The 14,612-nt window shown below is 46.3% G+C and carries 11 protein-coding genes and 1 other RNA gene; 5 read left to right on the forward strand and 7 right to left on the reverse strand.

The genetic code is table 11. From position 1 onward, the window contains the following. Nucleotides 1–32 precede the first annotated feature (32 nt). From VT06_RS12000 to smpB, 3 genes are all read right to left on the reverse strand, one after another. The gene (locus VT06_RS12000) at nt 33–2,102 is read right to left on the reverse strand and encodes an amidohydrolase family protein (protein ID WP_052750247.1); all 2,070 of its coding nucleotides are present in this window, start codon (nt 2,100–2,102) and stop codon (nt 33–35) included. Nucleotides 2,103–2,295: 193 nt separating this feature from the next. Further along, nucleotides 2,296–2,656: a transfer-messenger RNA gene (ssrA, locus tag VT06_RS17835) on the reverse strand. Nucleotides 2,657–2,850: 194 nt separating this feature from the next. Further along, nucleotides 2,851–3,330, reverse strand: coding sequence for an SsrA-binding protein SmpB (smpB, locus tag VT06_RS12005; protein WP_046554549.1), 480 nt, complete (start codon nt 3,328–3,330; stop codon nt 2,851–2,853). Between the two features lie 127 nt (nt 3,331–3,457). Here smpB and VT06_RS12010 point away from each other — a divergent pair, with 127 nt between their 5' ends. Together VT06_RS12010 and VT06_RS12015 are read left to right on the forward strand one after the other, a co-directional pair. Then, nucleotides 3,458–3,901 (forward strand): type II toxin-antitoxin system RatA family toxin, encoded by a 444-nt coding sequence (locus tag VT06_RS12010; RefSeq protein WP_046554550.1) that lies wholly within the window; start codon nt 3,458–3,460, stop codon nt 3,899–3,901. Then, nucleotides 3,894–4,226 carry an RnfH family protein gene (locus VT06_RS12015; RefSeq protein ID WP_046554551.1) on the forward strand — a complete coding sequence of 111 codons (333 nt, stop codon included), beginning with the start codon at nt 3,894–3,896 and terminating at the stop codon, nt 4,224–4,226. Before VT06_RS12010 ends, VT06_RS12015 begins: the two co-directional genes overlap by 8 nt. A 138-nt stretch (nt 4,227–4,364) precedes the next feature. On the opposite strand, the gene VT06_RS12020 is transcribed toward VT06_RS12015, so the two are convergent. The 3 genes from VT06_RS12020 to nadK form a co-directional block, all read right to left on the reverse strand. Then, nucleotides 4,365–4,715 carry an outer membrane protein assembly factor BamE gene (locus VT06_RS12020; protein ID WP_046554552.1) on the reverse strand — a complete coding sequence of 117 codons (351 nt, stop codon included), beginning with the start codon at nt 4,713–4,715 and terminating at the stop codon, nt 4,365–4,367. Between the two features lie 67 nt (nt 4,716–4,782). Further along, nucleotides 4,783–6,456 (reverse strand): DNA repair protein RecN, encoded by a 1,674-nt coding sequence (gene recN / locus VT06_RS12025; RefSeq protein ID WP_046554553.1) that lies wholly within the window; start codon nt 6,454–6,456, stop codon nt 4,783–4,785. 112 nt (nt 6,457–6,568) lie between these two features. After that, nucleotides 6,569–7,450, reverse strand: coding sequence for an NAD(+) kinase (gene nadK / locus VT06_RS12030; RefSeq protein ID WP_046554554.1), 882 nt, complete (start codon nt 7,448–7,450; stop codon nt 6,569–6,571). A gap of 146 nt (nt 7,451–7,596) precedes the next feature. On the opposite strand from nadK, the gene hrcA reads away from it, so the two are divergent. From hrcA to VT06_RS12045, 3 genes are all read left to right on the forward strand, one after another. Then, nucleotides 7,597–8,625, forward strand: coding sequence for a heat-inducible transcriptional repressor HrcA (hrcA, locus tag VT06_RS12035; RefSeq protein ID WP_046554555.1), 1,029 nt, complete (start codon nt 7,597–7,599; stop codon nt 8,623–8,625). A gap of 29 nt (nt 8,626–8,654) precedes the next feature. Beyond that, on the forward strand, nt 8,655–9,245 hold the full coding sequence (grpE, locus tag VT06_RS12040; protein WP_046554556.1) for a nucleotide exchange factor GrpE: 591 nt from the start codon (nt 8,655–8,657) through the stop codon (nt 9,243–9,245). A gap of 137 nt (nt 9,246–9,382) precedes the next feature. Next, entirely contained in the window at nt 9,383–12,133 is a 2,751-nt protein-coding gene (locus tag VT06_RS12045; protein WP_046554557.1) for an FAD-binding and (Fe-S)-binding domain-containing protein, read from the forward strand. On the opposite strand, the gene VT06_RS12050 is transcribed toward VT06_RS12045, so the two are convergent. Next, a complete protein-coding gene (locus tag VT06_RS12050) occupies nt 12,120–14,564 on the reverse strand; it encodes an EAL domain-containing response regulator (protein WP_052750248.1) in 2,445 nt (814 codons plus the stop codon). The two genes, VT06_RS12045 and VT06_RS12050, sit on opposite strands and share 14 nt — an antisense overlap. Nucleotides 14,565–14,612 lie beyond the last annotated feature (48 nt).

Consider the following 14,612-nt stretch of genomic DNA (forward strand, 5'->3'; position numbering starts at 1 on the left):
GCGCTATATGACTTGCGTAATTTAAAATGTTGTTAGTTGGCTTGATGCACAAATGGCACATCAGTGAAGGGTTTAATGCCAAATTCAGGATAAACTTGAGACGGAAAATAAATCTGTCCATCTTTAGATACCATTGATACGCTTTTAATTGCGCGTAAGTCGTCTAATGGATTGCCCGGTACTAAGAAAAAATCGGCTAGTTTGCCTACTTCAATACTACCTAATTGCTCACCGTAAGCTAAGTAGTTAGCCATGTCGTAAGAAGCTCGGCGTAAAACCTGCGCATTTGACATACCTATCTTTGAGAACAATTCTAACTCACGATGTAGCTCAAATGCGCCGCCTAAATCTGTGCCGGGAACGATAAAAATACCGCGTTTGTGCATTAGGCTTAAAGTAGCCAGGATTTTATCAAAAGCTGCTTTATAGGCTTTGTCTTCTGAGTCATCCGCTACATTCAACAGTGCTTGTTTGGCTGAGCGCTGCACACCAATAGGCATGTTATCAACGTAATCAACCATGCCAATTCTCGTTTCGCCGTTTCGGCCGGTGAGCCCAAATTCATGTATCACCATAGTTGGGTCGATGGCAATTTTTTTATCGACCATAATATCAAGAGAGGTTTTAACCGCTTCGCTATCAAGATCTAAATCTGCAAAGCGTTTCATGCCGGTGATCCGAAATAAGGTACGGGTGTCTTCTTCTCTATCCAGAACCCAGCTCAACATAAGCTGATTAATATGCGTTATTTCGTCGTAGCCGCTGAGCATCATTTCATCAACTTTGGAAAATGCTGGAATGTGACCTGCCACCCGCATGCCGTGTTTTTTAGCTTCAGCCACCATTGCTGGCACCCACTCACCTTTAATGGAGCTATAAATTTTAATCTGATGATAGCCGCCGCGTTCAGCATACATTTTAATTAGATCTACCGCTTCTTGTTCGGTTGAAGCCAGCTCGCCAGTGGCGTTAGAAAATGGGCTTTTACCTTCGATAAATGCACTTTTTGTGATGCGGGGACCAATTAAAATATGGCGTTCGATTTTATCTTCTAAGGCTTCAAGTACTTCCTTTTCATTGCCCATATCACGGACGGAGGTAATGCCGGCCATTACATTTAGCAATGCGTCATCGTCACTCATGTGAGCGTGCATTTCAAACAAACCTGGAATAAGTGTGCCACCATTGCCTTCAATTACTACTTCGTCCGGAGAAGGTGTTTGCACTATTGCCTCAATTGCAGCAATTTTGTTTTGGTTTAACAGCACTGATTTAGGCGGGGAAAGCGATAACGTCTGTGGTTCAAAAATCCGTACATTATTGATGCGCACCGGTTTATCAAATATATTGGTGGCGCGCTTTGCAATCTTTTCAAAGCGAGATGCATTTAAGTCTGCTGCCAGTTCACGTAGTTTCTGGTCTTCACTGAGCAAGTCATTTTGAAGAAGCGTGAAGCGAGGAGTCAAATATGCAAGCATTTGCCCTTCGCTATTAAGTGCAATATAGCTGGGGTCTAAGTTAATACCTGAAATTGCATAAATGCTGGCGTCGATAGGCGTGTCTGTTTTTGTGCTTTGTAAAGCAATCGTATCAAGTTTATCTATTCTAAGCTCTCCGCCAGGTAACGCTGGCAATGTATTGTCCTGTCTATTTAGCAGGGCATTCGCATAAATATAAAGCGAATAAGGGCTTGCATTTTGTGCGACATAAATCGAGTTACCTGAGAAGGTTGCTTTACCACCGCCAGCTGCATCTTGCCAGGATGCGCTAGCGTCACTGGCAACAAAAAATTCATCAACGGTATTACCAAACACGGTTTTGCCAGTAATTTTCCATTCTAAAGGTAATCCGTCGTCAGAAAGCCGAAGGGTCTCTACGCTACTGGCACCGCGACCGTTGTTGCTAAATCCATAATCAATACTTAGTTCATTATTCAATCTTTCTATTTTGAGTGCACCAACATTGTTGCCGCCAATTAACACAGCATAGTGTTCACTGCTTTGTTTTGACACTTGCGCACTGTCTTGCGCTACCGGCTTATTTGAAGGTGAGCAGCCAAATAAGCTAAAACACAATATGCTTAGCATAATGTACTTAAACATAAGAACAGCCTGTAGTAATGTTTATAATTGTCCAGTATTGCACAGCTTTTCAAAAAGACAATAAGCAGAATTAGCAATAAATTCACTACGATTCAATGCTTAAGCTATTTTTAGTTAGCAGATAATCGCTTGCTAAAATGGTTTTTTAAAAGCAGAAAAGCAAAGGCCACCTTGCGGTGGCCTTTGCTTTGTGTGGTGGAGCTGGGGGGAGTTGAACCCCCGTCCGAAAAACCTACATCGTCGGTACTACATGCTTAGCACATTCATTTAGTTAACCCTCTGAGCGCCGAATGGCAGGCTATCGTCGGGCGAGCCTGATTGGTTTTAACGTGTTGTCTCCAGGCGAAGACGCTACGCGATTCTGTTAGGGGTGATCTTCCAGAGTCTCAGCTTACAGACATGCATAAGGGGAAGAGCTCTCTACTGCCTATTAAGCAGCGAGTGCGTAGTTTTCGTCGTTTGCGACTAGTTTTTTGCGGTTTTTTTACGAGGCCTACCGCACCTCGGCATGCACCTAGGAGTTCGTGAATCCCGTCGAATCCAGTATCAGCCCCGAATTCTTTGGTGTTACACTTACACATTAGTGTTTCAAGATTATACGCTTGTTACCTGTTTATCACAAGGACCTATCGCATGGAACTGTTAAAAAGGTAAAAGCACTTTTACTCGTTATAATGTCATTAACACTGTAACACAGCCATTAGATGGGGTGGGGCAATAATAGTTTCAACCATAATATAAAAAATGTTTAACGCTTACTGTGTTTCATCATCCGTTCTTTTTCACGCGACCAATCACGGTCTTTAATATCATCGCGTTTATCATGCTGCTTTTTACCTTTGGCCAGATGAAACTCTACTTTAACCCAACAGGCTTTCCAATACATAGCAGTAGCAATCAGGGTGTAGCCATCACGTTCTTTCAAACCGATAAGCTTCATTAATTCACGTTTGTTAAGCAGTAGTTTGCGACTGCGATCCGGATCACAAATGACATGGCTGGAAGCGCTTTTTAACGCTTGAATTTGTGCACCAAACAGAAAGGCTTCGCCATCTTTAAGAATAACGTAAGCGTCAGACAAATTTACTTTGCCTTCGCGGATACTTTTTACTTCCCAGCCCTGCAAACTAATACCTGCCTCGTACCTGTCTTCCAGGAAATATTCATGGCGGGCTTTTTTGTTTTGCGCGATGGTGCCGTCTTTATTACTTGATTTTTTTTTGCTCATAATTCGCTATTTCTGCTCAGGCTAAAACCGGGTACGCTGCTCTATATCCCGATACGGCCATGCAATGCCGGCCTTGTTGCCTCGCGTTATTCTGTTACAATCAGCAGCGAGTTTAAGGGGAGTGAGTATGCCACAAATTGAGCGCAGTTCCTTGGTTTTTTACAGTGCGCAGCAAATGTTTGACCTGGTAAATGCCATACCAGATTACCCACAGTTTTTGCCTGGCTGTACATCAGCTGATATTTTAAGCCAGTCAGATAATGAGATGGTGGCGAAGTTGCAGGTTTCCAAGGCGGGTATTGGCCAATCTTTTACTACCCGCAATATTTTATACCCCCATGAACGAATTGAGTTACAGCTGGTCGATGGTCCTTTTAAGCGATTGCAGGGTAACTGGCACTTTTCGCCAATTAACGAACATTCTTGTAAAGTAATATTGCGTCTTGAATTTGAATTTACCAATGGGCTGGTGCAGTTTGCTTTTGGTAAAGTGTTTTCTGAACTGGCGGCGGCCATGGTGAATGCTTTTTCACAACGGGCGAAAGTGGTTTACGGGGCCAATCATGGCTGAACCGCTAACAATAGAAGTGGCTTACGCTCTGCCTGCACAGCAAAGTTTGCTTACCCTGGCAGTAATGCCTGGTAGCACGGTGCAGCAGGTTATTGAGCAGTCTGGTATTTGCCAGCAGTATCCTGAGATAGATTTAACCAGCCAGAAGGTGGGGGTGTGGAGCCGGCCGGTTAAGCTTGATGAGCAGGTTAAAGACGGTGATAGGATTGAAATTTACCGACCGTTAATTGCTGATCCAAAAGACTTACGTCGCCGCCGGGCTGAAAAAGCGAAAGATGAAGGCCGGGCAGACAAAGTGACGGGTGGGCGTAAGCAAGAACATTAATAAAGTTTACTAAATCAGATTACCCATAACGACACGTCTTAAGCCTTTCTATGGCGGCTCGCTTCAGCCCGTCAGCGGCTTCAACGGTCGTTTTAGGGTAAACTTATTCTTTGTTAGTGTTTTTGTAACGTAGATTTATTAAATGTCCAGTGGCGTGCTGAAATCGGCAGACTTTTCAAAATCACCAGATATATCAAGTAATTTATCGTCTTTAAACTCAACAACTAATTGTTTTTTGAAGTTATTACCACGGCCGCCTTTTAAAGAATAAAAATAATGCCAGGTATCATTATCAAAGGCATTTTCAGCAACCGGGCTACCTAGTACAAACTTAACTTGCTCTTTGGTCATCGCAACCCGCAATTTATTGATATCTTTTTGCTCCAGAAAATTACCCTGAGGCACATCAATCCGGTAAATCACGTTAGAGCATGCGCTTAGGCTGGTTAGCAAGCCTATTACTACTAAAAATTGTACTACTGTTTTCATCGTTTTCGTCTGTTAAGTCCGGTTATCGCTATCATACCCTATGACAGCCTTGCTGAAAAATCTTCTTTCAGACTGCCGGGGCGCATAAAAGTTCGCGGGCATTTGCTAACGCGCTGGCACTAATATTCTCTCCAGCCAGTAGGCGGGCTATTTCGCCAATACGTTGTTCATCATTTAAGCAGCGCATCCGGGTTTCGGTTGCCTGGCCATCGGTATATTTTTCAACGAATAACTGCTGATGACCCTGGCTGGCAACCTGAGGTAAATGTGTAACACAAATGATCTGGGTAGACTCACCTAGTTGGCGCAATAACTTACCTACTCCGGCTGCCACCGGGCCGCTGATGCCCACATCCACTTCATCAAAAATCAGCGTGGGCGTGGTAATTTTATCAGCCAGAATAACCTGTACTGCCAGGCTGATGCGTGACAGCTCTCCGCCTGAGGCCACTTTAGCCAGCGGCTGTAATGGTTGGCCCGGGTTAGTTGAAACACTAAAACTAATGTGGTCTGCGCCATGGCTACTGGCTTGCTCTAAGCTAAGCGCTTGCACGCTAATTTCAAAGCGGGAATTGGCCATGCTTAGCTCATGCATACTGCTAACAATTAACTGGCTCAGCTTAGTGGCCGCTACTTGCCGTTGCTGGTGTAGCTCAGCAGCAAACTGTTGGTAATGTTGCTCAGCTTCGGTTAACTCTGCTTCCAGTTGCACCAGTCGTTGGTCATTGCCAGTTAATTCGGCCAGTTGGGCAGATAATTGCTGATGAAACCCAGGCAGTTGTTCAAACGTAACCTGATGTTTGCGGCTAAGGTTTAGCCATTGGCCCATCCGCTCATCAATTGCTTCTAGCCGCTCCGGGTCAAGTTCAACTTTTTCGGCATAGCGGCGCAATTCACGGCTGGCTTCTTCGGTTTGCATTAATGCATCAGCCAGCATTAACTGTAGTGGGGTTAAGCTGGTATCCAGCAGGCATAGCTGCTGCAATTGTTGGTTAACCGCTGACAACGCCTGATAAATTGAACCGTCGTCATTGTCATATAGTTGATCAATACACTGTTGGCTCTGGCTAAGCAAAGTCTGGCCATGGCTTAAGCGGCTTTGCTCGACTTCAAGTTGGGCAAATTCATCGGTTACCGGTGCAAACTGATCCAGTTCTGCTACCTGATATTCCAGTAATTGGCGCTGTGCATCGCGTTGCTGCTGGCTTGTCTCAAGCTGCAGGTATTCCTGCTTTAATGTCTGCCATTGCTGATACTGCTGTTTTATGTTGCTGCGCAGCGGCGCATTGTCAGCAAAGGCATCCAGTAATTGACGTTGATAATCAGATTTTAATAGTTGCTGGTGGGCATGCTGGCCATGAATGCTCAGTAAATATTGCCCCAGTGCTTTTAATTGCTGCGCCGGAACCTGTACACCATTAATATAACCGCGCGAGCGACCTTCATTGTTGATTACCCGGCGCACTATACATTCGCTACCCATAGCTAAATCTTGTTGTTCAAGCCAGAGCTGTGCCTGTGGTAGCTTAGCAATATCAAAGGTGGCAACAATATCGGCTTTGTCTGCACCGGGGCGAACTACCGTGGCGTCGGCGCGTTCGCCTAAGCAAAGCGATAGGGCATCAATAGCGATAGACTTGCCGGCACCGGTTTCGCCGGTAATCGTTGACATACCGGTTTGCCAATCTATTTCTAATGCCCGCACAATAGCAAAATTACTGATATGAAGGTGGCTTAGCATGCTGTAACTCCTGTCAGGAAAAAGTACTGCTTAAACTGTTTTTATATACAGTGTAAATTTATACAGTAATTGTCCATTTTGCAAGCCTCGTTTTTATGTAAGGAAATATACCCTAGTAGAGTTTTGCGCCCCAACCGAGTTTATTGCGCAGCACATGGAAGTAACTGTAACCGGGGGGGTGCACTAATCGTAGTGGTGTCGGGTGTTTACGAATGTAAATTTCATCGCCAGGCATTACAGCCAGAATGACATGGCTGTCACAGCTGATCTGTAGTTGTGCATCATTACTTTCTGCTACTTTTAAACAAATTTCGCTATTACCAGCTACCACTAGCGGCCTGCTACTTAACGTATGAGGAAACATGGGCACCAGGCACATGGCGTCAAGATCCGGGGTAAGAATAGGCCCGCCACCGGATAACGAGTAAGCAGTAGAGCCGGTTGGCGTGCTAACAATTAACCCATCTGAGCGCTGGCTGTAGACAAACTCATTGTTGATGTAAGCTTCAAATTCAATCATATGAGCAACTTTGTCGGCGTGCAGTACCGCCTCGTTTACCGCACTGTTACTGCTTTTTATGCTGCCATGACGATGGACGGATATTTCCAGCAGGTTTCTTTTTTCTGTAACAAAATTTCCGTCTAACACATCGGCTAAAGGTTGTTCAAAAAACTCCGGCGCTAAATCGGTTAAAAAACCAAGATTGCCCCGGTTTACTCCCAGTACGGCAACGTCGAAGCGGGCCAATACTCTAGCGGCACCTAGCATATTGCCATCGCCGCCTACTACAATGGCGAGATCGCAGGTTTTACCCAGGTCAACTAAGTCGAGTATCTTAGCATCGGCCAGCGCCAGCGATTGCGCTACCCGTTCTTCAACAAATACGTCGAGGCCTTTGGCCGTAAGAAAATGATACAGACTTACCAGGGTATGATTAGCGCCTTGGTGGTTAGGTTTACCGATCAGTCCAATTTTCGTGAATGCATGGCTCATAGTGAGCTCCTTGGCTGGCATTGTTTGAGTATAGCGGTGTCGCAAGCTGGCGACCAGCATCTGCGCTATTTTACTGAGGTATCAACTTGATATTACTATTTTAACCCCCAGATCATTTAACAACACTGGACAAGGTATTACGCAGTATGGCGGTGGCGCTAAGCAGGGCAGAACTGATATTAAAGCTGATAGTAGAACAATACCTGGCCGATGGCTTGCCGGTATCCAGTAAACTTATTGCTGAAAATCAGGCGTTAGCCGTTAGCTCAGCGACGGTACGTAACACCATGGTGCAGTTAGAGCAGCGGGGTTTTATTCGTTCTCCTCATACTTCTGCCGGTCGGGTACCTACTACCAGCGGAATTAGATTGTTTATTGACAAAATGCTTACCATGCAGCCATTAAGTAGCCGCTGGCAAGCTGAAATACAGCGCCGCTTGGTACCTACTTTGCCGGTGTCATTGCTTTGCCAGCAAGCGGGCCAGTTGTTAACTAATCTTACCGGTTGTGTCGCTATTATCAGCCCGCCAAAAGCCAGCGGCCGTGAAGTGCGGCAAATTGATTTGGTTCGCCTTGCCAGCGACCGTTTATTATTAGTGGTTATTGATGAAGACGGCGATATTTTGCATCGGGTAATCGACTGCGCTCAAAGCATCGACAGCGCCACGCTGGGCAAGGTACTGTGTTTATTAAATGCGGCGTTGGCGAATGGCCAATGGCAAGACGGCATTGCCCGCCTAGCCAGTATTGTTAGAAGCGAAAGTGGCTGTAGCCAACTACTAATTAACACTGTGTTGGGGCAGCTTAGTCTGGATGAATTTCAGCAGCATCAACCGCTTATATTCGGTCAGCATCAATTGTTATTAAGCCCTGAGTATCAGAATAGCACAGCATTACAACAGGTTTCCCAGCTACTGGAGCAGCCAGCTGGCCTAATCAATTTGCTGCAGCAAGTGACTACCGATGATCACCCTAAACTTATTCTGGGTAAAGAGTCTGGTTTTGTTGAACTGGCACCGGTGAGCCTTATCAGTCAGCGTTATCAAACTCAGCCGCACCGTTTTATTGCGTTGTTAGGGCCGCGCCGGATGAACTATGCTAAATTAGTACCTCTGGTAGAAGCATGCGCTCATCGTTTAAATTTAAACTTGAATCGACAGAATCTATCCCCATAATAGTCCTACTTTCATTTGGAGTAGTTAGCATGACAGAGCAAGCAAAGCCGAACGAGCAGGCAGAAGATAGCAAACAAGATAATTCTTCAGCACAGCAGCATAACAACCATGCCGACACCGTTGAATTATCGGGTGAGCAGGCCATTATTTCGAAACTTGAAACAGAGTTAACCCAAGCTCAGGCTAAACTTGCTGAGCAGCAAGACGTAATGCTGCGCGTCAAAGCGGAAGCGGATAATGCCAGGCGACGTGCCAGTCAGGATGTAGAAAAAGCCCATAAATTTGCGCTGGAAAAATTCGCCGGTGATTTATTGCCGGTAGTAGACAACCTAGAGCGGGCACTGGCCTTTATTAACCGTGACGATGACGCTTTTACCGGCATTATTGAAGGGGTTGAATTAACCATGAAGAGCTTCCTGGATACGGTAGCTAAATATGGTGTGCAGCAAATTGATCCCCAAGGTCAACCATTTAATCCTGATCAGCATCAGGCAATGACTATTCAGCCATCGGCTGATGTGCCACCTAATACGGTTACTTTTGTGATGCAAAAAGGCTATGAATTAAATGGGCGTTTATTACGTCCGGCGATGGTGGGTGTGTCAAAAGTTCCTGAATAAGCTTATTGTGTAATACTAAAACCGGCGTAACGCCGGTTTTAGTATTTTAAGCAATGCATCCTCTGGCAGCAGGCATAGCCAAAACCCCTAAAATCTGTTACTACATAGCCATAGTCGTATCTTCAGGAAACCATGCCGTGACGTTACCTGTTGCCTTTAGTCAACGTGCCCGCCAGCTTATACCCACCGAGCGCTACTTTGACGACCCCATTGCTACGTTGGCCTATGGTAGCGACGCCAGCTTTTATCGTTTACTGCCTAAATTGGTACTTAGGGTAGAAAGCGAGGCAGAGGTGGTAGCACTGCTTAAATTAGCTAATCAGTACCACGTTGCCATTACTTTTCGGGCTGCCGGTACCAGTTTGTCAGGCCAAGCGGTAACCGATTCGGTATTGCTAATGCTAGGCGAGAACTGGCAACAACGTGAAGTGCGCGGTTTAGGTGAGCAAATCCGGCTGCAACCCGGCGTTATCGGTGCGGCCGCTAACAGCGTGCTAACAAAGTTTCAGCGAAAAATTGGCCCGGATCCGGCCTCTATTAATAGCTGCAAAATTGGCGGTATCGTTGCCAACAATGCCAGTGGCATGTGCTGCGGTACTGCCCACAATAGTTTTAATACCCTGGCGGCGATGCGGCTGGTGTTATTTGACGGCACGGTATTGGATACAGAAGATACAGAAAATGTGGCCGCTTTTCGGCAAAGCCATGCTTTACTGCTGGCAGAATTAGAACTGATTGGTCAGCAAACCCGCAATAACCTAGAACTTAGCGAAAAAATCCGCCATAAATATCGTTTAAAAAATACCACTGGTTTTTCGCTAAACGCCTTAACCGAATTTACCGATCCTATTGATATCCTAAGCCATTTAATGGTGGGTTCTGAAGGCTGTTTAGGCTTTATCAGCGCAATAACCTATAATACGGTTCCCGATTACCCACACCGGGCCAGTGGTTTACTGGTGTTTCCATCGGTGCAAAGCTGTTGTCAGGCCGTTACCTTGTTAAAACAGTTACCGGTATCAGCAGTGGAGTTACTAGACCGGCGCAGCCTGCGCTCGGTAGAGCATAAAACCGGTATGCCGGCTTGGGTAAAGCAAGTATCGGTAAACGCCTGCGCCTTGCTGATTGAGACCACGGCGGTGTCTGCCAGTGTCTTGCAACAGCAATTGGCTATGCTTCGTGCAGTGGTACAAGGTTTTACTTTAGAGCAACAGGTCGATTTTAGTACCGATCCTGTGGTATATAACCAGTTGTGGGCTATACGCAAAGGCACTTTCCCCGCGGTGGGTGCGCTGCGAAAAACCGGCACAACAGTAATCATAGAAGACGTGACTTTTCCGCTGGCGCAACTGGCCGAGGGCGTGGCACGGCTGCAACAACTTTTCAGTAAATATGCTTATGATGAAGCCATTATTTTTGGCCATGCGCTGGAAGGTAACCTGCATTTTGTCTTTACCCAGGGCTTTGACCAACCGGCTGAGGTTAGGCGCTACGATCATTTTATGCAGGACGTTGCACACTTGGTGGCGGTGGAGTTTGGTGGTTCATTAAAAGCAGAGCATGGCACTGGCCGCAATATGGCCCCCTTTGTTGAGCTGGAGTGGGGGGCTGAGGCTTACCAGCTAATGTGGCGCTTGAAAAAACTGCTTGATCCAAAACATATTTTAAACCCCGAGGTGGTGTTAAGCCATAACTCGCAGTTGCATTTGCAAAATTTGAAACCGCTGCCAGCGACTAACCCGTTGGTAGATAAATGCATTGAGTGTGGCTACTGTGAGCCGGTTTGCCCGTCCCGCACGTTAACGCTAACTCCGCGCCAGCGTATTGTTACCATGCGCGAAATTTCCCGTTTAAGTGCAAGTGCTGAGGATCCAAAACGGCTTAAAGCTCTTAACAACGCCTATCAGTATGCTGGCAATGATACCTGTGCGGCCTGCGGTATGTGCAGTACCGCCTGCCCGGTTGGCATAAATACCGGTGATTTAACCCGGCAGCTTCGGGCAGTAAATAATCAGCGTTGGCAGGGGCTGGCTGCTTTTACGGCGCGCCATTTCGCCGCAATAAGTGCCATGGCGCGTTTTGGTTTGAGTATGGGCCAGCGGTTTAGCAAGGTGTTACCAGGCTGGCATAGCGCTATGCCTACAGCCAACCGAGCCACGTTAACCGCTGCTGATATTACGTTAACCCCCATCATCTATCTGGCTAGCTGCAGCAGTCGGGTAATGGCACCACAGGCCAATAGCCATGATAGCCGCAGCGTATTGCAGGTAAGTACTGCTTTACTGGCTAAAGCGGGGTACCGTCTTATTGTGCCTGAGGGGATAGAGCACCAGTGCTGCGGTATGCCGTTTCAATCGAAAGGCCAGTTTGCGGCAGCTGATCAAAAACAACATGAATTAACACGTTGGTTGCTTAAAGTTAGTAATAATGGCCAAATCCCCATTTACTCTGATAGCAGCCCGTGCAGTTTAACTGTGAGCGGCAAGCTCGATCCGCGGCTGACGATTATCGACAGTGTCGATTTTTTGCATGACCACATTTTGCCAAAACTTATCTTTACTCCACTTAAGCAGCCCGTTGCTTTGCATGTTACCTGCAGTGCCAGCCAATTAGGCCAGAGCACTAAGTTGTCACGTTTAGCCAGCGCCTGCACTAAGCAGGTGGTGCGTCCAGAGGGCATAAGCTGTTGTGGTTTTGCCGGTGATAAAGGATTTATGCTGCCAGAGCTAAATGCTGCGGCGTTATCGGGTTTAAAAGCCCAGGTAAGTGGTTGTGTGCAGGGCATATCGACCAGCCGTACCTGTGAAATAGGTTTGTCGCACCACAGTGGCATTGAGTACCAGCATGTGGTGTATTTATTGGACCAATGCAGTACTAGCGTTGGCTAACCGGGCTGGCAGTAAACCATTTGGTTTGCTCCAGACTCGTGGGTTCAAGTGGTTTACTAAAATAATAGCCTTGAAAATACTGACATTTTTCTTGCTGAAGCAGCGCAAATTGCTGCGGTTGCTCAACGCCTTCGGCAGTAATCTGCAGGTTCAATTCGTGCGCCAGATGAATGATCGCCAAGGTCAGCCGGCGGGCCTTGGCATCATCCAGTTTATTGATAAAGCTGCGATCAATTTTCAGAATGTCTACCGGGTAGCGGTCTAAATAACTCAGCGATGAAAAGCCGGTTCCAAAGTCGTCCAGCGCAATGCTGGCGCCAAGCGCTTTTAGCCGGTTTAGTTGCTGGATCACCATCACGCTGTGTTCAAGCAAAATGCTTTCTGTAATTTCAATGGTTAAAGCTTGTGGTGGTAACTGATGTTGCAATAGCAAAGCTGTTAATTGGCCTATTAAGTCGGGGTTAGCAATATCGGGGGCGCTAAAATTTACGCTAAGCCGAAGCCGGGGCAGAGTGCGGCGCCATTTTGCTAATTGTGCAATACCTAATTCCAGCATTTGCTTGGTTAATAAGGTGATTAAGCCTTCTTCTTCTAACATGGGTATAAAAACAGTGGGGCTAATAAATCCTTGTACCGGGTGTTGCCAGCGGCTGAGCAGTTCAACACTGTATATTTCACCATTAGCATCAACAATGGGCTGATAAACCGGATAAAAGGTATTTTGTTGTAAGCCTTGCTTAATACTTTGCTGCAATTGATAACGTTGGCTTAGTGCAAATTGCATAGCGCTGTTATAACAACGGATCTGATAGCCGACCGCTTTTTTAGCGTCGTGTAACGCAATGTTGGCCTGTTGCATCAACGTATCGGCTGACTCCAGGTGTGTTTGCGGTTTACAAATACCAATACTGGCAGACAGCGCAATGTCAGTTTCTAAGGTTCTGGATTGTTTTAGTACTTGAGCGATAAGCCTTTCAGCCAGTTTTTGCACATGGTCAGCGTCGGTGTTTTGTAATAGTAACCAGAATTCATCGCCATTTTGCCGATAAAGTTTATCGGTTGCTTCCAGTTGCTGCGCCAAGGTCCAGGCAACAGTTTGTAATAACAAATCGCCGGTGCTGTGGCCATACACATCATTTACCAGGTGAAACTTATTTAAGTCCAACTTAAGCAGATAAAAAGATCGTGCTGTTTGTTGCAATGTGTTGATGTCATTATGCAGTTGCCACAGTGTGGGTAATGCCGTCAGGGTGTCTAAGTGTTGAACCAGTTCTGGCTGGCGCATCAATTGCTGCCGTTGCTGGTGCAACATTCTGCTGCGTTTTACTCGGGCCTCAACCACCATTAGTAAACGCCAGGGCGCAATAGGTTTATGAATAAACTCATCCCCGGCTAACCTTACTGCGGCTAGCTTTGCATCGATTCGTTCATCGGCTGACATAAATACCATGGGAGTATCAATCAACTCACTGTGCTGGCGAATAATTTGACCAAGTTCAAGGCCATGGCAATCGGGCATATCTAAATCAATCAGCACCAGTTCTGGTTGATGCTGCAACATCATCTGTAATGCTTGTTGGGGGTTGTTGCAGCAGTAAACCTGATAGCCGGCCATTTGCAATGCCTGACGATAAAAACGCAGCACGTCGTTGTCATTATCTATCAGCATTACCCGATAAGGGTCTTGTTCCGACTTTTGCAAAAAAGTTGACAAGATTTGACAAAGCATTTTTGAGCTAACCGGCTTAGCCAGAAAATGACTACTGCCCGCGCGCACTGCCGCCAGCCGGTTCTTAAAGCTATCTATAGTGGAAATAAACAACACTGGGAAAGCGGCGCCTTGCTGTTGTCTTACTTGTTGTAAAAAGTCAGCGCCGGCGGTTTCACCTTCAGGAAAGGCCATATCGCAAATTGCCGCCAGCGGTTGATGTTCAGCGACAGTGCTAGCTAAGGCTTTAATATCTTGTAACGGAATAACATCATAGCCTGCCTCTCGCAGTGCTTCGCTGTAATACAACAGCAAGTCAGCATCGTCATCGACAAACACAATTTTGTGTTTGGCGCTGGCAGATGCTATTGCCTTAATAGCAGTGTGTCGCAACGGTTGCGGCGTAGCGTGTTTTTTCCCAAGTTCATTTAGCAATGCGGTTAACGCAGACTGGATTGCCTCGTTGTGGGGCCCGTGCCGTGGCTCGTCAGTTTTTAACAGATAACTTAACATCCGGGCCAGTCGGGATACTTCCGGAAAACCATAAATGGCGCCAGAGCCGCTTAATTGATGACAAATTCGTGTAAATTCAGCAATGGCATCGGCATGGGTATCGTGGCAGAAAAGTAACCACAGTTGCTGCAATACCGATGCTTTATGGCTTAAATTCTGTCGATATTGCAATTGCATTGCACGCCATTTGTTGGTATCAGTGTTTTTCATTGCGCAAGGCTTACATAAGAACAGTATAGTGGAGTTACAGTAGCAAAA

This window comes from Arsukibacterium sp. MJ3 (assembly GCF_000987765.1).
Taxonomy (GTDB): Bacteria; Pseudomonadota; Gammaproteobacteria; order Enterobacterales; family Alteromonadaceae; genus Alishewanella.